This window comes from Sulfitobacter sp. BSw21498, from assembly GCF_006064855.1.
GTDB lineage: Bacteria > Pseudomonadota > Alphaproteobacteria > Rhodobacterales > Rhodobacteraceae > Sulfitobacter.
The window spans coordinates 2,758,774-2,779,448 of the sequence record NZ_CP040753.1 but is presented as its reverse complement, the minus strand read 5'-3'; the positions used below and the strand labels follow the sequence as shown (position 1 = coordinate 2,779,448).

Sequence of the window (20,675 nt, the reverse complement as noted above, 5' to 3'; positions counted from 1 at the left end):
GAATGTCGATGTATAAGGTAATCGGAGCAACAAAATCGCGGGCGATGCGCGTCATGTGGATGCTCGAAGAACTTCGTCAGCCCTATGAACATGTGCCCTGCGGGCCGCGCTCGGACGAGGCGAAGCAATACAACCCGTCGGGCAAAATTCCGGCGCTGGTCGACGGCGATGAGGTTCTGACCGATTCGGTTGCGATCATGCAGTATCTTGCGGATAAACACGGCGCGCTAACGGCCCCTGCCGGGACCCCGGCGCGTGCGCGTCAGGATGCGCTTACCTTTTGGCTGATCGACGAGATGGACGCGATCCTTTGGGCGGCCGCCAAACACAGCTTTGTTTTCCCCGAAGAGCAGCGCGTCCCCGAAATCAAGGACAGCCTGAAAGCGGAGTTCGCACGATCCGCAGCGAATTTGTCCGACAGATTGGACGGTCCGTTTCTGATGGGCGAGCAGGTGACGATACCGGATTTGCTGGCGACCCACTGCATCAACTGGTCCATCGGCGCGGGCTTTGCCCGGGTGGATGACAAGCTCGGGAATTGGGCCAAATCCATGCGCGACCGCCCTGCGTTCAAGGCCGCGGCGACCCGCGAGGATTAATCCCGATGCGCCCAAGCGGCGGCATGTTGGCCCGCCCATCGGCCTGTCGCAAGGCAGGCCGAAATCAGATACCCGCCAGTAGGCGCTTCCCAATCCAGCATTTCGCCCGCAACGAACACACCGGGGCGTGCGCGCAGCATCAGCCCGTCGTCCACCGCATCGAATTTCACGCCACCAGCGGTGGAAATTGCTTCGTCCAGCGGCCGCAATCCCGCGTGTTTCACTGGCAACGCCTTTAGCAGTTTTGCCAGTTCCACAGCATCCCCCGGTAAGGGCCGCGCCATTTCTTGTAGCAGCGCAATCTTGGCCACATCCAGCTTGAGCGTTTTGCGCAAATAGTTCGCAAGGCTCATCTTGCCTCGTGGCTTAGCGAGCTTTTCTGCCAGCGTCTCGCGGGTTTGATCGGGCAGCAGGTCCAGCATCAATGGGTGCCCCTCGCGCAGCCCGCGCGAAACCGTGTAGATCCCGCCCCCTTCCAATCCCCGAGCAGAGATCACCGCCTCCCCCCGGGACCGGTAAGTTCCTGATTTCAAACCAATGCCTTTCAGCGCCGCACCGAAGTGCGCCCCCATATGCGCTGACCATTTCATCGTGATACCGGCATTGGCAGGCGCGAAGGGGGCGATATCAACGCCCGCGTCACGCAAGGGTAAGGCCCATGCGCCAGTGGCACCCAGCCGTGACCAACTTGCCCCGCCCATGGCCAGCACAATCACGTCGGCCGGTAGATGGTGCATCCCGTCAGGTGTATCAAAAACCGGCGTGCCTTCGTCCCATCCGGTCCACCGCCAGCGTGTTTTCAGCTCTACACCATTGCCCGAAAGACGTGCCAACCAAGCGCGCAGCAACGGCGACGCCTTCATCACTGTTGGGAAAACCCGCCCCGTCGTTCCGGTGAACAGGTTTTGCCCTAATTCTTCTGCCCAGCCTTGCACCGCAGGCGCATCGAAACTGTTCAGAATAGGTTCAAGCGGCCCTTTTGCCGTCGTAAACGCGTTTAAAAATTTGGTGTGTTCTTCGGCCTTGGTAATATTCAGCCCTGATTTTCCGGCCATCAGAAACTTGCGCGCGACCGACGGTTTGTGATCGCAGACAGTGACAGAGAGCCCTGCGGCCGCCATCATTTCGGCCGCCATCAACCCAGCAGGCCCCGCGCCAATGACAACCCCGCGCCGGGCGGGAAAAATATTTGATGTCATGACATGCTCTTTCAATCGGATTAAGGATATAGCTGTTTGTTATAGCGACACCATTAACTTGACCTTAAACCAAATGCACGACGATCGTGTTTATTCCAACAAGAAGGCAGAATATGCGCATTATTTTAATCATCTCGGGTCTCACCCTACTTGCAGGCTGCGGCGTACCCTTTGTGCCGTTTATCTAGGCTCGACTGTTACAAAATCTCGGCTGGGCTCCCTGACGCCGCGCACATTGATTTTATCCCGCTCGCGATATCAGGCGCAGCGGCAACGGTGTCGGACACGATAGAACGCGCGCTTTCCATCAACGCATCGTCGGCGACAATGCGATCCACCAAGCCGAAATTCAGCGCTTCGTCAGCGGTGATTTTCTGGCCGCCCATCAGAATGAGCTTGCTACGCGACGGGCCAATCAGCGCCGCCATCCGTGCAGGATCACTGGGTTGTGGCAAGAACCCCAACTTCATCACCGGATAAAAGAACTTGGCACTCGGGACGCAGATCCGCAGATCGCAAGCCAGCGCCATCCCCATCGCGCCGCCGACCAGCGTCCCGTTCATCGCGCAGATGCTCAGCCCCGGCAACGCGGCAATCGCACCGGACAGCCGCTCCCATATGTCGGAAACGGCCAGCCCTGCGCGGGCTTCGTCCAGATCGGCCCCTGCGCTGAACACCTTGCCATTACCGGTCAGGATCACGGCACGCGCGGCTTGGGCGTCCTCCATGAACTCGGCCAGCGCAACCAGCATATCATGGGTCAGGGAATTGGCTTTGTCCGGCCGGTTGATCGTCGCAACCCAGACGGGTCCTTCGCGGTAGAAATCAATCATACCAGACCAATCGTTTTGCGGATGCCTTCGTCGCGCAGCGAGATTTCCTCGCCGCAGTATGTGTCGGCGTCGGCACTGCACATCCACAGCAACGCACGCGCGGGCCAATCGGCGGGGATGTGATCCTCCCATGCCAGCTCGCTTACGGGGTTCACGCCGCTTGCCTTGATCTCGCGTTGCATCTGGGTCGCTACGGTGCCCGGCGACAGGCCGATGGCGCGGATGCCGTTTGCGGCTTCTTCCAGATGGATCGACCGCCCCATCATATTCACTGCCGCTTTGGACGCGCAGTAATGGCTCCAGGCTTCGATGGCGTGATGCGCGGCACCCGAACTGATCGTCAGGATTGACCCACCGCCAGCGTTCTTCATCACCGGCAGCACAGCGCGCATCCCGTTATAGACGCCCTTGAGGTTGATATCGATGACCTGAGACCACTCGTCCGGGTCCGATGCGGCAAGATGCGAGATCGGCTCGATCACGCCGGCGTTATTGATTAGCACATCAACGCTGCCAAAGGCCCCAAGCGCAGTTTCCACAGCCGAGGACATCTCGCCGAAACGGGCCACATTGCAGGGGATCGCGATGGCCTGCTTGCCGATTTCCCCAGCCAGATCAGCAATCGCATCTTGCGACCGCGCCATCAGCACAACGTTCGCCCCGGCGGAGGCGAAAACCCGCGCAGCTTCGGCACCGATCCCGCGGCTTGCACCTGTAATCATCACGGTTTTGCCAGTCATATCCATCGTATAATTCCCTTTGTCCTCAATATGCCCCCGTCCGGAGGCCACCGCGTTCGGCGTTTGGTGACATCGTTAGCAACAACATCGACCAGCGCCAATCAAAAGCGCCCGCGCGGGCGGAAGATCGCAGATTGGCGCGGGCCGCATTGCCTTGTAAGCTGGCATCGGGCGATTACCTTTAGCGCAACCGCGCTATCACCGAATGGCCGCCCGCGATTTGCGATAAAGGAATTTTTCATGATCCGCCCCCTCTTTGGCAGTGCCGCCCTTTCAGTTCTTTTCACATCATCCAGCGCTTTGGCAGATGTCACCCCGCAGGATGTGTGGCGCGACTGGCAGGACCATATGCAAAGCATGGGCTACACCCTGACCGCGACCGAAAAGGCGACCGGTGACACGCTTGCGGTAAGCAATGTCCGCTTTGACCTATCAAGCGAACCTGATCTGGCCCAAATCTCGATGTCGCTTGAACAATTGAGCCTGGTGCAGAACGACGATGGGACCGTGTCAGTCGTGATGCCCGAAGCGATGCCGCTGGTGCTTGAGATCACCCCGACCGACCCCGACGAAGACCGCGTCCGCGCCGCAGTGACCGTGAACCAGACAGGCCATGACATGCGCGTCAGCGGCACACCGACAGACCTGAGCAGCGCCTATGCCGCGGGTCTGCTGGGCCTGTCGCTTGATCAGATGACAGTGGGGGATGAAACCTTTGGCCCCGATAATGCGACGTTGAACGTGGTGCTCAATGACGTCGAATATCTGTCGAAATCGGTACTGACGGACATGCGCGCCTATGCGCAAGACGGCTCCGTCGCGTCGATGACCTTTGATATGCGGTTCAAAGACCCCGAAGAGCCCGCCATCGCGACGCTCAATGGCACGTCGGCCAATATGACCTTTGACGGCGACGGGCGGTTGCCGCTGGGTGTGGCACGGGCCAGCGATATGGCAGCGATGCTGCGGTCTGGCATGACCGGCGCAGGCACGCTCGCAAGCGGCAACAGCACGCTGACGGTGGACATCGAAGACCCCGAGAACGGCAATATGTCCGCCGCAGTCGCGTCTGAAGGCGGCCGCTTGACGGTTGAAACCAGCGCCGACGGGATGAGCTATGCCGGTTCGCGTCAGGGGATGGCACTGTCTGTGCAACCACAGCAGTTCCCGTTCCTGCTGTCCTTCGGCCTCGACAATGCGGCGTTCAATCTCAGCGCGCCGGTGCTCAAGACCGATGATGCGCAGGACGTGGCGCTTGGGTTGAACCTTGAAGGGTTCACCATGTCGGATATGGTCTGGGGCATGATCAACCCCCAAGGCACCCTGCCCCGTGATCCTGCGAACCTGTCGCTGGATGTCTCGGGCAAGGCACGCCTATTGATGGATTACTTTGATCCCGAGGCCGCGGCCAAGATGGCCGAAACCGGAAACGTTCCTGCCCAGTTGGATAGCGTGAACCTGAATGCATTGATCGTGGATGCATTGGGGGCCAAGTTGACGGGCAACGGTGCGGCAACCTTTGACCATGACGAAAACGACCCCACTGCGCTGAAGCCGTCGGGCGCAGTTGATCTTAAACTGGCGGGCGGGAACACCTTGATGGATACACTTGTATCTTCGGGGTTGCTGCCTGCGCAGATGGCGATGGGGGCCCGGATGATGATGGGCATGTTCGCCGTCCCTGCCGAGGGCGAAGATACATTGAAATCCAAGCTCGAATTCACCCGCGACGGGCAGATTCTCGCGAATGGCCAGCGGATCAAATAACGCCCTCTAGCCGCATCCCTTCACGGACGGGCGTCCCTTGCGCAGGTGCGACAGGGACGCTAGCAGTCTTTTCACCCACCCAAGGAGTATTCCCCCATGTCGCAATCCATTGAGGCGCTGACCAAGTCCTTGCTCCATGCCGCCAGCCGCGCAGGTGCAGACAGCGCCGATGCGATGGCCGTGCGCGGGACATCGGTAAACGTCGATGTGCGCGGCGGGGTGCTGGAACAGGCTGAACGCGCCGAGGGCGTGGATATCGGGCTGCGCGTCTTTGTCGGGCAACGGTCAGCCAATGTGTCTGCGTCTGACACGTCGGACCGCACAATCGAGGAAATGGCGATCCGTGCGGTTGCAATGGCAAAAGAAGCGCCCGAAGACCCCTATGTCGGGCTTGCCGACCCCGACCAGCTGGCGACGGATTGGGATATCGAAGCGCTGGAGCTTTACGACCCCGCGCCCGAGCCCTCGCCCGAAGCGCTACAAGATGACGCCGCCCGCGCCGAAGCCGCAGGGTTGGCCGTCAAAGGCGTCAGCCAAGTCCAATCTGCCGGTGCGGGATATGGGGCGCAGCAGGTATTCATGGCCGCCAGCAACGGGTTCGAGGGCGGATATCGCCGCACCGATCGCGGGCTGTCTTGTGTTGCGATCGCCGGAACGGGCACGGGGATGGAGCGGGACTATGACGGCGACAGCCGCATTTTCCAGACCGATCTGCGCGGCCCCGAAGACATCGGCACCAAGGCAGGCGAACGCGTTCTGACGCGCATGGGCGCACGCAAGCCGCCTACAGGGACTTATCCGGTGTTGTTTGATGAACGCATTTCCTCTGCCCTGATCGGGCACCTGCTGTCGGCCATCAGCGGTAGCGCGATCGCGCGTGGCGCATCATGGCTGCGCGGCGCTATGGGCGAACAGGTTCTGCCCAAAGGCCTGTCCCTGATCGAAGACCCCTTTCGCCCCCGCGTCGCAGGCTCGCGCCCCTTTGACGGGGAAGGCCTCCCCACATCGTGCCGCACCATCGTTGAAGACGGGATGTTGCAGGGTTGGACCCTTGATCTGGCGACAGCTCGTAAGCTGGGGCTGACGCCCACTGGCAATGCGGCACGCGGCACCGGATCGAACCCCGGTCCGGCCACCTGGAACATCGCGCTTACCCAAGGCGACGCCACCCGCGCTGACCTGATCGGCGATATGGGCACCGGCTTGCTTGTGACCTCGATGATCGGCTCTACGATCAATCCAAATACCGGCGACTATTCTCGTGGGGCGTCTGGCCTGTGGATCGAGAATGGCGAGATCACCCATGCGATCAACGAATGCACCATTGCGGGCAACTTGCGTGACATGTTGCAATCCATCGTTCCGGCAAATGACGCACGCGCGCATCTCAGCCGCGTGGTGCCGTCCTTGCTTGTCTCGGGAATGACCCTTGCCGGCGCTTGATGACCTCTCCCTCCTGATAGAGGCCGCGCACCGATCCGGCGAGATTGCGACCTCTTTCACCGGCAAAACCGCGCAGCGTTGGGACAAGCCCGACGAGGCCGGCCCCGTGACCGAGGCGGACCTTGCAGTCAATGCGATGTTGCACCAGACGCTGACAACGGCCCGTCCGGATTATGGCTGGCTGTCCGAAGAAAGCGACGATGGCCCGCAGCGGCTGGGGCAGCGCGATCTCTTTATCATTGATCCCATTGATGGCACGCGCAGCTTTATCGAAGGGTCCGACACATGGTCCCATTCACTTGCCATCTCGCGGAACGGGAAGATCACGGCAGCGGTGGTGTTTTTGCCCATGCTGGACCGGCTCTATGCGGCGGCTGCGGGGCGTGGGGCGACGCTGAACGGCCAACCGATTGCCGTCTCCGACATCGCCACCTTGTCCGAGGCGACCGTGCTGGCAACCAAACCGGTGATGGAAATGCAGCATTGGGCCAAGGGCGACCCCGGCTTTAAACGCGCGCACCGTCCCTCGCTGGCCTATCGGCTGGGGCTGGTGGGACAGGGCCGGTTTGATGGCATGGTCACGCTGCGCAAAAGCTGGGAATGGGACATCGCCGCGGGCGCGCTGATTGTTACCGAGGCAGGCGGGCAATGCACTGACCGCACGGGGCAACCGTTGCGGTTCAACAACCCCGACCCGCGTCTGAACGGTGTCGTCGCGGGGGGCGGTGCCGTCCATGCGGCGCTGCTAAGCGGCCTTGCCCAGACCCAAGCCACCCCGTAGATTGCGCCCAAGGCCATCTGTTTGAAAACAAAGGATCGCGATATGACCCAACGCCTGCACCTCGTTTTCGGGGGTGAATTGATTTCGCCCACCGGCACCGCGTTCAAGAATGTCGATGACATCCACGTCGTTGGGATCTTCCCGAACTATGCCAGCGCCTATGACGCTTGGAAAAACGAAGCACAGCGCACGGTCGATAACGCGCATATGCGGTACTTTATCGCGCATCTGCACCGTCTGCGCGACGAAGAAGCTGCAGCGTCCTCTACCGAAGAGTTGGGGTAACCCCTTATGGCGCGGTCGCTTGGGCTGTCAGCCTATCGCGCCTTTACCGGTCGCGGGGGCGTGCCGCCATTCACCCCCGTGGCCAAGCGCCCCGCAGGCGAACTTGTCTGGTGCCACGCCCCCGAACCCGGCAGCTTGTTCGCGATACAAGACCTCGCCATACGGCTTTGCCGTAGCCGTCCGGGGCTGAGTGTTCTGATCACCGTCCCCCAAGCCTCAACGCCGGTGGACCTGCCGCCGTGTAGCGAGGCAGACGTGCTGATCGATACCCTGCCCGAAGACCACCCGACGCTCGCCAAGACCTTTATCGATTACTGGCAGCCCGATGCCTGTGTCTGGGCGTGGGGGCGACTGCACCCGAATATGATCGCAGAGATGACCACACATGCCTGTCCGATGTTCCTGATCGACGCCGACAGCGACGGCTTTGACGGGCGGCGCGACCGTTGGCTGCGCGATCTGACCCGCGATCTGCTGATGCATTTCTCGGCCATCATGACGCGATCGGACGCGGGGCTGCAGCGGCTGGTCCGGCTGGGACTGGCCCGCAAAGACATAGAGCGGACCCCCGCACTGCAAGCCGGCGGACGCGTTCTGCCCTGTATGGAATCTGATCTGGCAGATCTGTCGGCAGCCGCCGTAGGGCGCCCGATCTGGTTTGCCAATCAGGTGCTCGAGGGCGAGCTGAACACGGTGCTCACTGCGCACCGTCAGGGTCTGCGTCTGTCGCACCGTTTGCTGCTGATCCTCGCGCCCGCCGACCCTAAACAGGCCGATGCTTTCGCGCAGCGCATGGACGATCAGAACTTTCGCGTGCTGCGATGGGGTGATGCGGGCTATCCCGACGCCTCGACCCAAGTGATGATCGCCGATGATCCGGCAGAGATCGGGCTGTTCTACCGGCTGGCTCCAGTGTCCTTTCTGGGGAATTCCTTGATCAACGGCAGCGGCGGCTGTGATCCGTTCGAGGCCGCCGCATTAGGATCGGCTGTGCTTTACGGGCCCAAGGTCCGGCGCTATCTGCCGCTTTATACCCGTCTCGCTGCCGAGGGTGCCGCGCGTATCGTGAATGACGCGACGGCCCTTGGCACTGCCGTGACCCGTCTGATCGCGCCGGATCAGGCCGCTACGATGGCGCAGGCGGGGTGGGATGTCATCAGCCGTGGTGCCGCCGTTACCGACAGGGTGATCGACCTTGTGCAAGAAACGCTTGATCAGCGAGAGGCCAAGCCATGAAACGCGCCCCCGCCTTTTGGCACCGCCCGACACCCGATTGGCGCGCACGTCTGTTGCAACCCTTGGGCGCGCTTTACGCCAAGGCCACTGCACGGCGGCTGACTGGGGGCACGCCGTTGCGTCTGGATATTCCGGTGGTCTGCGTCGGCAATATCAATGCTGGCGGCACGGGCAAGACACCAACAGTCATGGCCGTCGTCGAACATCTGCGTGACAAGTATCACACGCCCCATGTGGTTTCGCGCGGGTATGGTGGCACGCTAAAAGGACCGGTGCAGGTGGACCCCTCGCGCCACAGTGCCGCGCAGGTGGGGGATGAACCGCTGCTGCTGGCTGCTTTTGCTGATGTCTGGGTCGCGCAAGATCGGGCAGCGGGTGCGCAGGCGGCGGCGGATGCGGGGGCGTCAGTGATTGTGATGGACGACGGATTTCAGAACCCCGCGCTGCATCAGGACCTGTCGATCGTGGTGGTGGATGCGGCCAAGGGGTTCGGCAATGGGCTGTGCCTGCCTGCGGGCCCCTTGCGCGAACCCGTTGCTACGGGTCTGGCGCGGGCGGATATCGTGCTGTCCATCGGCGGCGCAGCAGATCAGGCGCAGTTCGACGCGACCGCCCTGCCCGATGGGCTGCCGCATGTCCGTGCCGAACTCGCCCCGCTACAAACGGGGATGGATTGGTCTGACACGCGGGCGCTGGCATTTGCAGGGATCGGCCACCCCGAGAAATTCTTTGCCACCCTGCGCGATCTCGGGGCCGAGATTGTCCACGCCGAAGCGCTGGAGGATCACCAGCCGCTGAACCCCGCCTTGATGGGACGGCTTGAGGCCGACGCTGCCTTGCGGGGGGCACAGCTGGTCACAACGGAAAAAGACGCGGTGCGTCTGCCCGCGTCTTTCAGAATGAAGGTAATTACCCTGCCCGTGCGTCTGAAATTCGACCCTGACAACGCGCTATTTGCGGCGTTGGACCAACTGCCGCCACCCAAATAGCACGCCGGACCCTGCAACGAGGCTCCGGCTGCGATTTGCGTGTGACCTAGTCGTCCTGACCAAGCTTTGGCGCTGCACGATGCAAAGCCAGCTCGGCTCCCGAGAATTTGAACGGCGACCGGATGCCCGGCACCCCGTCCAGTTCGACCTTCATGCCACGCGCGATGACTTGGGGGTCTTCGAACATATCGGCCATATCGTTGATCGGCCCTGCCGGCACGCCCTCTGCCTCGCAGGCGGCGAGTAGATCGTCACGGGTGCGCTGGCTGGTGGCCCCTGTCAAACGGCGGATCATCTCGGGGCGGTTGGCGACGCGGTCGGCATTCTTGGCATAGTCAGCCGAGGTTGCCATGTCATCCAGCCCCAACATCCGGCACAGCCGTTGGAACTGCCCGTCATTGCCCGTGGCAATGATCAGATGCCCGTCAGAGGATTCGAACACCTCGTAGGGGGTCAGGTTCGGGTGCGCATTGCCCATCCGCGTGGGCGCATTGCCCGTTGTCAGATAGTTCATTGCCTGATTGCCCGTGACCGCAACAGCACAATCCAGCAAGGCCATGTCGATATGCTGGCCCACACCGGTCTGGCCACGCTGGTGCACCGCTGCAAGAATGGCCGTGGTGGCATAGATACCGGTAAAGATATCCGTGATCGCCATCCCGTGTTTCTGGGGCTGGCGGTCGGGTTCACCGGTAATCGACATCAGGCCGGACATGCCTTGGATGATGAAATCATAGCCCGCGCGATGCGCATAGGGCCCGTCCTGACCGAAACCGGTAATCGAACAATAGATCAGCTTGGGGAACTGCTTGGACAGGCTGGCATAATCCATCCCGTATTTCGCCAGCCCACCGGTTTTGAAATTCTCGATCAGGATATCGGCAGCGGCCAAAAGCTCTTTCATCTTGGCCTGACCTTCATCGGTGGTCAGATCGACCACAACCGACGCTTTGCCCCGATTGGCCGAATGGAAATACGAGGCAGATTTATCCTCGTCGCGTTCAATGAACGGGGGCCCCCACTGGCGGGTGTCGTCGCCCGCCGGGCTCTCTACTTTGATGACCTCGCAGCCCAGATCCGAAAGGGTCTGGCCGGCCCAGGGGCCTGCCAGAATACGAGCCAGCTCAATAACCTTGAGCCCTGCCAGCGGGGCCGCCATTATTCTTCCAATGCTGCGTCGATGATCTCTTTCATCTCGGCATAGGGCATGTTGGAATATTTCTTGCCGTTGATCATGAAGCTAGGCGTGCTGGTGATGTCGTCCGCCTTTTGGTTTTCTTCCCACCATGCGACCAGCGATTGTGCTTTTTCACCGTCCTGAAGGCAGGCATCCAGTTCTTCGTTGTCCAAGCCGGCAAGGCGGCCGATCTTGCGCAGCTCTTCGACGATGGCTGTGGGCTCTCCGGCGCGGACCCATTCGGACTGGCCGGCATAGATCATGTCGGTGATGCCAAAGAACTTGTCCTCGCCCCCGCAGCGCGACACCATCGAGGCCCAAAGACCGTAGCGGTCAAAATAAACCTCGCGATAGGTAAAGCCGATTTTGTCGTTGTCGATGTAATCCGCCTTGAGCTGCTGGAACGGGCCTTGGTCAAAGGCGGCGCAGTGCGGGCAGGTGTAGGAGGCGTATTCGATGATCTGAACAGCTGAATCGGGGTTACCCAGTGTCATGTCCTCAATAGCAGCGGTTTCGGCAGTCGTTTCGGATGAAGCGGTGTCTGCTTTGTCCGCGCTAGCTGTTTGTGCGTTGGCTGCGCTGACCAGAGGGGTGATCTGCGTGCTATCCACGGCATTCGTACCGCTGAAAGCGTACCAGCCACCTGCGGCGGCCACGGCAACAGCGGCAAGGATGGGGAATGTCGGTTTCATGTGATTTCCTTTTTCAGCGTTTGGTCTTGTTCAATATGTTCTCGCCCAGACGTGCAAGTGCATCGCGCAGGGCGTCGTTCGCGACAGGGCCGACGGTTTCGACAGCGCGCTGATGCAAGACGGGATCGTTCGGCGGTTCGGGATGGGTCTTGGGTTGCGGTGCAAAGGCGACCTGCCCTTCGGCAAAGCCCGTCGCGGCGGTCTGTGTCACCCGCACACGCGCAATCGCGTTAAAGCCGTAGATGGCGTTTACCTTGGCGCGCAGTTGTTCTTTTTGCATTTCCAGCATCGGCGCATTCGCCCCTGTCGTCAGCAAGGTCAACGTCGCCCCCATGCCGCCCCGGCCATAGCTTACCTCAACGGGGCGCGAAATGGCCGCGGTGTCTTGGCCCACGATCTCGGCCCATTGGGTCAACAAGCGGGATTGGGCAAAACCACGGGTTTCGCTCGCCTGACGGATCTTGGCCGAAAGCAAGCTATCGGTCCTTTTGAACCCTTTTGTACTGGTACGCCGTGGCGGCATGACTATCTTTCCCGAATGACTAGCCACAACATAGCGATCCCGCCTCGTATCACCAGCCATACCCAACCGAAAAGGTTATAAACATTGCGTGACACCGACCCATCCGGCGACCTGCCGCTGATCCTTTTGGAATGGTACGATGTACATGCCCGTGCGATGCCGTGGCGGACACCTCCGGCGGACCGTGCGGCCGGCGTGCGCCCCGATCCCTATCGTATCTGGCTGAGCGAGGTGATGTTGCAGCAAACCACGGTTGCGACGGTGCGCGACTATTTCCAACGGTTCACCGCACGCTGGCCTACTGTGGCTGATCTGGCGGCGGCGGCCGATGCCGATGTGATGGGGGAATGGGCTGGCTTGGGGTATTACGCCCGCGCCCGCAACCTGCTGAAATGCGCCCGCGCCGTGGTGGCCGAGCATGACGGCCAGTTCCCCGCCGATCACGCCGCCCTGCTACAGCTACCAGGGATCGGGCCCTACACCGCTGCGGCCGTATCCTCTATCGCGTTTGATCTGCCGTTCACGGTGCTGGACGGCAATGTCGAACGGGTGATGGCCCGGCTTTATGATATTCACACGCCACTGCCCGCCGCCAAGCCCGATCTAATGGCACGTGCAGAGGTGCTGACCCCAGCCATCCGCCCCGGAGATTACGCCCAAGCGGTGATGGATCTGGGGGCCACAATCTGCACGCCGAAATCCCCCACCTGCGGCATTTGCCCGTGGCGCGATCCCTGCCTTGCCCGCCGCAACGGCACCGCAGCCGAGCTGCCAAAGAAGACCCCGAAAAAGCCGAAACCGATCCGGCATGGTACCGTTTATCTGGGGCAGCGGGCGGACGGGGCATGGCTGCTTGAGACGCGCCCCGACAAAGGATTGCTGGGCGGTATGCTCGGCTGGCCCGGCACCGACTGGATCAACACCGACACCGCGCGCCCGTCCGGTACGCCGCCTGCTTCCGCCGACTGGCAGCCGCTCGCGGGCGAGGTGCGCCATACCTTTACGCATTTCCACCTGATGCTGACCGTCATGCACGCGCCCCTACCGGCCGAGGCGGATCCGGAGCGCGGGCATTTTGTTGCGCCGGACGACTTCCGCCCCTCGGATCTGCCCACGGTGATGCGCAAAGCCTACGACTTGCTACGGTAGCGGCTGCACGTCATAGTTTATCGCAGCCAAACCTGTGCCCGTCCATCGGGGCCAGACACCCTCAAAAGGCCGTGCAGCATGACCTCGCCCACAACAAACGTAAGCACCCATCAACTGTCGCAGTTCCGCCGTGCATTGCCCTATGCTCTGTCATTTGGGTTGATCCCGCTGGTCTGGATATCAGCCTATGTTGGTGGGTGGACTGTGATCGTGATGCCGGTGGTCACATGGTACCTGTTTTCGATCATCGACGCGATCGCGGGGCTGAACCTTGATAACGCCGATCCGGACGCGTCCGATGACGATCTGTTCTGGTACCGCATGATTACGACCGCGTGGATGCCTGTGCAGTTCCTCACGTTGTTTGGGCTGCTGTGGTACGTGCCGCAGGCCGCGCATCTGTCCGGCTGGGAGAAGGCCGCGGTTTTCTTCGGGGTGGGCGTCATGACCGGCACCATCGGGATCAACTATGCCCACGAGCTGATGCACCAACGCAACAAGCGCGAACGGTTCTGGGCCGATGCCCTGCTGGCGATGGTGCTTTATTCGCACTTCCGGTCCGAACATTTGCTGGTGCACCACCGCTATGTCGCCACCCCGCGCGATCCGGTAACGGCGCGCTACAATGAAGGGTTCCACCGCTTTTATCCGCGCGTGCTGCGGCAATCGCTTGTGTCCAGCTTTCAGGCTGAAAAAGCGATGCTGGCACGCAAGAGCAAACCCTGGACCGACCTTGGCAACCCGTTCTTCAAATATTGGGCGCTGCAAGCGGGCTGCCTGATCCTGGCTGTGGTACTTGGAGGCTGGGTCGGACTGGCCCTGTTCCTGCTGCAAGCCGGCGTGGCGATCTGGCAGCTCGAACTGGTGAACTATATCGAACACTACGGGCTGACGCGTAAACATCTGGGCGAGGGCAAATACGAACATGTCCAGCCGCGCCATTCATGGAATGCCGCGCATATGGCGTCGAACTGGCTGCTGATCAATCTACAACGCCATTCGGACCACCACTACAAACCGGACCGTCGGTTCCCCGTACTGCAAACCTATGGCGACGCGCAGGCACCGCAGCTACCCTATGGCTACCCTATTATGACCATGGCCGCGATGATGCCCTGGGTCTGGCGGCGCGTGATGAACCCGCGGGTGCGTGCATGGCGTCGGACCTACTACCCCGAGATTACGGAATGGGCCGACTATAATGCGGGCAAGACCCCCTATCCGCGCTAACGCCCCTCGGTTTGAAACGAAAAAGACCCCGCCAATGAAAGGCGGGGCCAAGGTGAGTGTCCTTATAGGCACGCCTTCTCATAAGGCGGCAAGGACACCGGCGGTGTTCGTAAAAAGGGTGTAAGTGGGGGGTGGAGAAGCCTAGTTGGCCATCTCCGCCCGGATTTGCTGACGCAAGATATCGATCGGCACACGTTTGCCGTCTTTCTTGTAGCACCAGTATGTCCAGCCATTGCAGCTTGGCGCTTTCTCATACGCCGCACCAACCTGGTGGATCGATCCTTTGACCTCGTTGCCGATCAGCGTGCCATCGGCACGGACCTTGGCAGAGTAACGGCCGTTCAGGGAATAAAGCTCTTCACCCGGACGCAGCATGCCACGTTCAACCAACTGGCCAAACGGCACACGCGGTTCTGCACGCTTCGACGTGGTGGTCTGCAACGCCTCTTTGTCGAATTTGCGCACGGATTTGATCCGCTTTTCAGCGACCTTGCGGTAGGCTTCTTCGCGTTCGATCCCGATAAAATCACGGCCCAGCATCTTGGCAACAGCGCCTGTGGTGCCGGTACCAAAGAACGGGTCCAGCACGACATCGCCGGGGTTGGTAGAGCCGACGAGAATACGGTGCAGAAGGCTTTCGGGCTTTTGGGTCGGATGTGCCTTGTCGCCCGCGTCGTTCTTCAGACGTTCGTGGCCGGTGCAGATCGGCAGCACCCAGTCGCTGCGCATCTGGATGCCTTCGTTCAACGCCTTCAGCGCTTCGTAGTTGAAGGTGTATTTCGCGTTTTCGTCCTTTCCGGCCCAGATCATCGTCTCATGGGCGTTGGTAAAACGCTTGCCGCGGAAGTTTGGCATCGGGTTCGACTTGCGCCACACCACGTCGTTCAAGATCCAGAAGCCCGCATCCTGCAATGAGGCACCGACGCGGAAGATGTTGTGGTAGCTGCCAATGACCCAGATCGCGCCATTGGGTTTCAGCAATCGACGTGCGGCTTTCAGCCATTCACGCGTAAATTTGTCATAGACGGCAAAGCTGGAAAACTGGTCCCACGCATCGTCTACGGCATCGACTTTCGAGTTATCGGGACGATGCAAGTCACCCCGCAACTGAAGGTTGTAGGGTGGGTCTGCAAAGATAAGGTCCACCGACTCCGCAGGAAGCGCATTCATCGCTTCGATACAGTCGCCAGAAATGATCGTGTTTAAAGGGAGTGCTGCCGCACCCTTGGTCATCGTCTTCATAATAGCTGCCTCTTGCCCGGCACATTGTGTGCTCTTGGTTATCCACAAGATGCCCTGACAGACGATTCATGGTCAATTTCTTTTTTGAATCAAGTGGTTAGTTATTTATCTTGATACAACATGTTGTGTACCGGCTTGAACAAACGTCTATGGTGTGGGGTCACACCAATTTCCTGCAACGCTTCCATGTGCTTTTTTGACCCGTATCCCATGTTGGTTTCCCAGCCATATCCGGGATGCTGTTGCGCCAATGACAACATGACACAATCTCGACATATTTTAGCCGCAATAGAGGCCGCAGAAATCGACTGCGATCGGGCGTCTCCCTTGATCACGGTTTCAGCGACTACCGTCAGATCGCGTGGGATCATATTGCCGTCGATCAGCGCATAGTCCGCCGGCGTCTTCAGCCCCTTCAACGCGCGCACCATCGCAAGGTGGCTCGCCCTCAGGATGTTCAGCTCTTCGATTTCCTCGACCGAGGCATGGGCAACGCTTACATCTGCGACCTGCAAAATCTGCTCATACAGCCGTTCGCGCGCCCGTTTGGTCAGCTTTTTTGAATCGTTCAGCCCCTCGGGGATACGGTCAGGGTCCAGCACCACGGCAGCGGCTGTGACCGGCCCCGCCAATGGCCCGCGCCCCACCTCGTCAACGCCAGCGACCCGCAGAAAGCCGCGCGCATGGGCGGCCCGTTCAAATTCAAAATCTGGTTTCATAGGGTGTGCAAACCCCAACCCGCCCCAAAGCTCAAGCCCCGACACCGCGAATTGTGACATTGCGAAGACCGCGGTGCCACAATCGAAAAAGATATCCACAGACAATAAGAAAGGGAGGAATGCCCGAACATTCCTCCCTTCCCCGATGAAGGACACCTAGATGCCCCCCGGTATTGACACGCGGAGATTAACCGCGCGCCAAACTGTATCCCGCACCACGAAGGCAGCGGGCGTCATAACCATTGCGGGTGCCGCGATGGGTCCGGATTTGCTGCGCACATTGCTGCGGCAAACGGTCGGCATGACGGAAATTATTTTCGAGACAGCGGCGGCCGAACATCAGCACCTGACCGCGACGCGTATCGAAACTTTGGAAACATTGCTTGGGCAACAGCTTGGCATTGGCGTGCCTGTCGTACTGCTGGCGCTTGTACCCCTTTGGCAGCGGGCGCGGCTCTACATGGCGCTGCGCTTTGGGCGCGCGGTAGACCGGTACGTGTTCAGCCCGAGGGGGGCGGGGCGCGCGGTACACAGTGTCGGGCGCATGGCGATGCTTTGACACTTCCTGCCGTGCCCGTTCATCGTCGCGCTTGTTCTTGTCGTGAATGATCTTACCGACAATGGCCACACCCAGCACCCCCACCGCGATCTTTGCCAGGTCCCTATTGCGATCACCCGCGGCGGCTGGAACGGCGGTAAAAGCCGTGATTGCGACAGCTGCGGCTGCAATCGAGGCGATGAATTTATGGTGCAATGTAAAGCGCATTGTCTGATCCTTTCGGTTAAGGGCACCATGGGAAGCACCCCATGCAAAGCCATCAAGAGCGAGGCCGTGTGATCAAAATGGGCAACCCCCCTCAGACAGGCAATAACACCCCGCTGTTATCGGATATCAAGGCCCCCCAGCCCCAATGGATATTGAATATCCGCCCGGATAAGCGCAGTCTTATATACATGAAACACATCCTCCTTTCCCTGGCCGCGGCGGGGCTGCTCGCCCTGTCCGCCCCCTCTGCCCAAGCGGCAGAATGCTTTGCCGATTATAAAGCCAAGCAGGAAAACCCCTTGCGCCTGCATTATGGTGTGGCGCAAGTATCTGGTGACTGCAGCCGCGCCACGGCACAGTCACAACTGACCAAACGCTTGGCCGCACAGGGCTGGACGCTGCTGACGGTTGTTTCTGTCTTTGGCGAAGATGGGCTTAACCAAAGGAAAGAGAGTGCCGGAAAAAACTTCCTCCGCTTCTGAGATGCGGCGCACGGGCGGACGTTTTGTCGGCGGTGGTATCGCGGCCGTCGTGGCGATCATTCTGATCGGCGCGGGGCTTTTGCTGTGGGCTCTGCCCGACGCCAACGCCTTTAACGCACAGGTCGAACGCATCTTTGTCGAAAATGACGATCTGACCACACAGGCAGAAATCAAGCTGCTTGAAATCCTTGCGCAATCGGGCACGGCTTTCTCTGAAACCCTGTCGAGCTACCGGATCGTGATTATCGTGCTGCTGGTCTTTGCCACCGCAATGCTGGTCGCGGCGCTGGTGTTCCTGATCATGCTCGTCGGCTTCAACCGCCGCATGGCGCAGATCGAACGGGTGGGGATTCAGGTGAACTCCCTGCTGATCAGCCGCGAAGAGAACACCGTCTATCTCAATAACCTCGGTTTCAAACTGACCGCCGCCGCGATGGAGACGATGTCGGTTCTCGCCGAAGCACGTATGGATGATGACGTCCTGTCCGGCTCGGAAATCGAAGGCGTCATTTCAGGCCGGACCGCCGCCGATTGTGACGAAGCGGCGGGGGCCACGCGCATCAAACGTCTACGCGACACGCTCGGCAACCAGATCGTGTCTGAACTGCTGGTCAAGAATATCGCGCGGCGCGGCTACATGCTGGCCATCGACAAGGATGTAATCAAGGTCATCTGACCCCTTCATTTTGCCCTTTAAACTCCGGGGGAGGCGCGCCCGCGCGACGGGGGCAGCGCCCCCTCTGGACACTTCGTAATGCTTGACCCTAGGGTACGCTGAAACAGCACCAAGGATCATGCCCATGCCAGCCCCCTTCAACGCGTTCAAACAGGCTTTGAAACAAGGCGATACCGTCTTTGGCTGCTGGCTGGGGCTTGCGGATACCTATAGCGCTGAACTGATGGGGACTGCGGGTTTCGACTGGCTGGTCATCGATGGCGAACACGCCCCCAACGACCTGCGCTCTATCTTGGCGCAGCTGCAGGTGCTCGAAGCATCAGACAGCCATCCGGTTGTGCGCGTCCCCGTGGGCGAGACCCACCTGATCAAACAGATGCTTGATGCCGGGGCGCAGACTTTGCTGGTGCCAATGGTCGACAACGTCGATCAGGCCCGCCAACTGGTGCGCGACGTCACCTACCCACCTCATGGCGATCGCGGCGTCGGCTATGCGCTGACCCGCGCAGCACGGTTTTCGCAGATCGCGGATTATGGCACCACAGCGGACGACGAAATCTGTCTGCTTGTGCAGGTTGAAAGCGTTAAAGGGCTGGAGAACCTCGACGATATTCTGAAAATTGACGGGATCGACGGGGTGTTCATCGGGCCCGCGGATCTGGCGGCGGATATGGGGTATATGGGCAATGCGCTCCACCCCGAAGTGCAAGACGCGATCATGACCGCGCTGCACAAGATCCACGCGGCGGGTAAAGCGCCGGGCATCCTGTCGACCAACGACGACATGACCCGCGATGCCCTAGAGGCAGGGGCGCAGTTTGTCGCGGTCGGGGCCGATGTGTTGATCCTTAGCCACGCGGCCCAAGCGCTTGCGGGCAAATGGCGTGATACCCTGAAATGATGCGCGGGATCGCCCTGTTGGGGTTGGGCTATGTGCTCAGCCAGTTTTTCCGCGCCTTTCTGGCCGTGCTCAGCCCCTCTTTGCGGGTCGATCTGGGGGCCACGCCCGAAGACCTCGCCTTTGCGTCGGGGCTGTGGTTCTTTTCCTTTGCGGCGATGCAACTGCCCGTTGGTTGGGCGCTGGATACAGTCGGGCCACGGCGCACGGCGGCCAGCCTGCTGCTGATTGGCGGTGGGGGCGGGGCTGCGCTTTTTGCGGTGGCAACGCAGCCGCTGCATATCAATCTGGCGATGGTGCTGATCGGGATCGGTTGCGCGCCGGTGCTGATGGCGGCCTACTATATCTTCGCGCGTGAATTTGCGCCGGGCCGTTTTGTCGTGCTGGCGTCTGTCATGGTGGGGGTCGGCACATTCGGGAACCTCGTGGCATCCTATCCAATGGCGATTGCGGCTGAAACGATCGGCTGGCGCGCCGCGCTTTGGGGGCTTTGCACCATCACGACGCTGACGGCGATTGGCATCTGGTGTGTCGTGCGCGACCCCGCCACCCCCGAAGGGGAACAACGTGGCAGCCTGCTTGGCGTCTTTAAGATCAAAGCACTGTGGTTCATTTTCCCGATCATGAGCGTCAGCTACGCCCAGGTCGGCGCGTTGCGCGGGCTTTGGATCGGCCCCTATTTCGAGGACGTCTTTGGCGCGAATGCCCATCAAATCGGGTGGGCTACCCTACTAATGGGGATCGCGATGGTAGCTGGCAGCCTTGCCTACGGCCCGCTGGACCGCTTTATCGGCAGCACAAAGTGGGTGATCATCGGGGGCACTGCGCTCAACCTTCTTACACTGATCGCTCTTGTGATGTTCCCCGACAGCGGCATCATCCTTGCCACAGCCTTGATGGCGGCGATCGGTCTTTTTGGCGCGACATATGCAGTGATCATCGCGCATGGGCGCAGCTTTATGCCACCGCAGTTAATCGGGCGCGGCATGACCCTGCTGAACCTGTGCAGCATCGGCGGCGTCGGCGTGGCGCAGTTTCTGTCGGGCCGCGTCTATGCAGCCAGCCAGCCCGCTGTCACGGCTCAGGCCCCTTATGTGATGATATTTACCCTGTTTGCCGCGCTCATGGCGGCGGGTCTGTTTGTCTATCTGTTTTCGCGTGACGCAGGTGAATAGGCCACGACCCCTTCCCCCGCGCCCCCAAGCGGTATAAGAGGCCCGCACCATCACATTTTAGTATTGGAGTTTTA

Annotated in this window: 22 protein-coding genes; 13 read left to right on the top strand and 9 right to left on the bottom strand. The window is 60.5% G+C overall.

The window, feature by feature from the left end; translation table 11 throughout:
* Positions 1–8 precede the first annotated feature (8 nt).
* Positions 9–599, top strand: coding sequence for a glutathione S-transferase family protein (locus tag E5180_RS13445; protein WP_138924829.1), 591 nt, complete (start codon positions 9–11; stop codon positions 597–599).
* Here the strand turns inward: E5180_RS13445 and E5180_RS13440 are convergent.
* The 3 genes from E5180_RS13440 to E5180_RS13430 all read right to left on the bottom strand — a co-directional run bounded on the left by E5180_RS13440 (position 596) and on the right by E5180_RS13430 (position 3,377).
* Entirely contained in the window at positions 596–1,798 is a 1,203-nt protein-coding gene (locus E5180_RS13440) for a TIGR03862 family flavoprotein (protein ID WP_138924828.1), read from the bottom strand. The genes E5180_RS13445 and E5180_RS13440 overlap by 4 nt on opposite strands.
* Before the next feature lie 197 nt (positions 1,799–1,995).
* Complete coding sequence (locus E5180_RS13435) at positions 1,996–2,631, bottom strand: enoyl-CoA hydratase/isomerase family protein (protein WP_138924827.1); 636 nt, start codon at positions 2,629–2,631, stop codon at positions 1,996–1,998.
* The gene (locus E5180_RS13430; RefSeq protein ID WP_093731998.1) at positions 2,628–3,377 is read right to left on the bottom strand and encodes an SDR family oxidoreductase; all 750 of its coding nucleotides are present in this window, start codon (positions 3,375–3,377) and stop codon (positions 2,628–2,630) included. The genes E5180_RS13435 and E5180_RS13430 overlap by 4 nt, the downstream gene beginning before the upstream one ends.
* Before the next feature lie 234 nt (positions 3,378–3,611).
* Between E5180_RS13430 and E5180_RS13425 the strand changes: the two genes are divergently transcribed.
* The 6 genes from E5180_RS13425 to lpxK all read left to right on the top strand — a co-directional run bounded on the left by E5180_RS13425 (position 3,612) and on the right by lpxK (position 9,872).
* Entirely contained in the window at positions 3,612–5,138 is a 1,527-nt protein-coding gene (locus E5180_RS13425; protein ID WP_138924826.1) for a DUF2125 domain-containing protein, read from the top strand.
* Between the two features lie 96 nt (positions 5,139–5,234).
* Entirely contained in the window at positions 5,235–6,581 is a 1,347-nt protein-coding gene (locus tag E5180_RS13420) for a TldD/PmbA family protein (RefSeq protein WP_138924825.1), read from the top strand.
* Positions 6,568–7,362: an inositol monophosphatase family protein gene (locus tag E5180_RS13415; RefSeq protein WP_138924824.1), complete on the top strand. Its 795-nt coding sequence runs from the start codon at positions 6,568–6,570 to the stop codon at positions 7,360–7,362. The genes E5180_RS13420 and E5180_RS13415 overlap by 14 nt, the downstream gene beginning before the upstream one ends.
* A 42-nt stretch (positions 7,363–7,404) precedes the next feature.
* Positions 7,405–7,647 carry a DUF4170 domain-containing protein gene (locus E5180_RS13410; RefSeq protein WP_005850395.1) on the top strand — a complete coding sequence of 81 codons (243 nt, stop codon included), beginning with the start codon at positions 7,405–7,407 and terminating at the stop codon, positions 7,645–7,647.
* A gap of 6 nt (positions 7,648–7,653) precedes the next feature.
* On the top strand, positions 7,654–8,883 hold the full coding sequence (locus E5180_RS13405) for a 3-deoxy-D-manno-octulosonic acid transferase (protein ID WP_138924823.1): 1,230 nt from the start codon (positions 7,654–7,656) through the stop codon (positions 8,881–8,883).
* Entirely contained in the window at positions 8,880–9,872 is a 993-nt protein-coding gene (gene lpxK / locus E5180_RS13400; protein ID WP_138924822.1) for a tetraacyldisaccharide 4'-kinase, read from the top strand. The genes E5180_RS13405 and lpxK overlap by 4 nt, the downstream gene beginning before the upstream one ends.
* Before the next feature lie 46 nt (positions 9,873–9,918).
* Here the strand turns inward: lpxK and E5180_RS13395 are convergent, their stop codons facing one another.
* From E5180_RS13395 to E5180_RS13385, 3 genes are read right to left on the bottom strand one after another with little or no spacing between them, the layout of a single operon-like run.
* A complete protein-coding gene (locus E5180_RS13395) occupies positions 9,919–11,031 on the bottom strand; it encodes a CaiB/BaiF CoA transferase family protein (RefSeq protein ID WP_138924821.1) in 1,113 nt (370 codons plus the stop codon).
* The gene (locus E5180_RS13390) at positions 11,031–11,741 is read right to left on the bottom strand and encodes a DsbA family protein (RefSeq protein ID WP_138924820.1); all 711 of its coding nucleotides are present in this window, start codon (positions 11,739–11,741) and stop codon (positions 11,031–11,033) included. Before E5180_RS13390 ends, E5180_RS13395 begins: the two co-directional genes overlap by 1 nt.
* Before the next feature lie 13 nt (positions 11,742–11,754).
* Complete coding sequence (locus tag E5180_RS13385) at positions 11,755–12,264, bottom strand: DUF721 domain-containing protein (RefSeq protein ID WP_138924819.1); 510 nt, start codon at positions 12,262–12,264, stop codon at positions 11,755–11,757.
* Positions 12,265–12,348: 84 nt separating this feature from the next.
* On the opposite strand from E5180_RS13385, the gene E5180_RS13380 reads away from it, so the two are divergent.
* Both E5180_RS13380 and E5180_RS13375 read left to right on the top strand, forming a co-directional pair.
* The gene (locus tag E5180_RS13380; protein WP_138924818.1) at positions 12,349–13,413 is read left to right on the top strand and encodes an A/G-specific adenine glycosylase; all 1,065 of its coding nucleotides are present in this window, start codon (positions 12,349–12,351) and stop codon (positions 13,411–13,413) included.
* 78 nt (positions 13,414–13,491) lie between these two features.
* Positions 13,492–14,643, top strand: a complete 1,152-nt coding sequence (locus E5180_RS13375) for an alkane 1-monooxygenase (protein WP_138924817.1) — start codon at positions 13,492–13,494, stop codon at positions 14,641–14,643.
* Between the two features lie 141 nt (positions 14,644–14,784).
* On the opposite strand, the gene E5180_RS13370 is transcribed toward E5180_RS13375, so the two are convergent.
* The 3 genes from E5180_RS13370 to E5180_RS13360 form a co-directional block, all read right to left on the bottom strand.
* Positions 14,785–15,885: a site-specific DNA-methyltransferase gene (locus E5180_RS13370; RefSeq protein ID WP_138924816.1), complete on the bottom strand. Its 1,101-nt coding sequence runs from the start codon at positions 15,883–15,885 to the stop codon at positions 14,785–14,787.
* A 101-nt stretch (positions 15,886–15,986) separates the two neighbouring features.
* Positions 15,987–16,604 carry a ribonuclease HII gene (locus tag E5180_RS13365; RefSeq protein WP_138925225.1) on the bottom strand — a complete coding sequence of 206 codons (618 nt, stop codon included), beginning with the start codon at positions 16,602–16,604 and terminating at the stop codon, positions 15,987–15,989.
* Between the two features lie 187 nt (positions 16,605–16,791).
* The gene (locus E5180_RS13360) at positions 16,792–17,370 is read right to left on the bottom strand and encodes a hypothetical protein (RefSeq protein ID WP_138924815.1); all 579 of its coding nucleotides are present in this window, start codon (positions 17,368–17,370) and stop codon (positions 16,792–16,794) included.
* A gap of 188 nt (positions 17,371–17,558) precedes the next feature.
* On the opposite strand from E5180_RS13360, the gene E5180_RS13355 reads away from it, so the two are divergent.
* From E5180_RS13355 to E5180_RS13340, 4 genes are all read left to right on the top strand, one after another.
* Positions 17,559–17,852 carry a hypothetical protein gene (locus tag E5180_RS13355; RefSeq protein ID WP_093732148.1) on the top strand — a complete coding sequence of 98 codons (294 nt, stop codon included), beginning with the start codon at positions 17,559–17,561 and terminating at the stop codon, positions 17,850–17,852.
* Position 17,853: 1 nt separating this feature from the next.
* Entirely contained in the window at positions 17,854–18,528 is a 675-nt protein-coding gene (locus E5180_RS13350; RefSeq protein ID WP_138924814.1) for a hypothetical protein, read from the top strand.
* A gap of 124 nt (positions 18,529–18,652) precedes the next feature.
* Positions 18,653–19,429, top strand: coding sequence for an aldolase/citrate lyase family protein (locus E5180_RS13345; protein WP_138924813.1), 777 nt, complete (start codon positions 18,653–18,655; stop codon positions 19,427–19,429).
* Complete coding sequence (locus E5180_RS13340; RefSeq protein WP_138924812.1) at positions 19,426–20,601, top strand: MFS transporter; 1,176 nt, start codon at positions 19,426–19,428, stop codon at positions 20,599–20,601. The genes E5180_RS13345 and E5180_RS13340 overlap by 4 nt, the downstream gene beginning before the upstream one ends.
* Positions 20,602–20,675 lie beyond the last annotated feature (74 nt).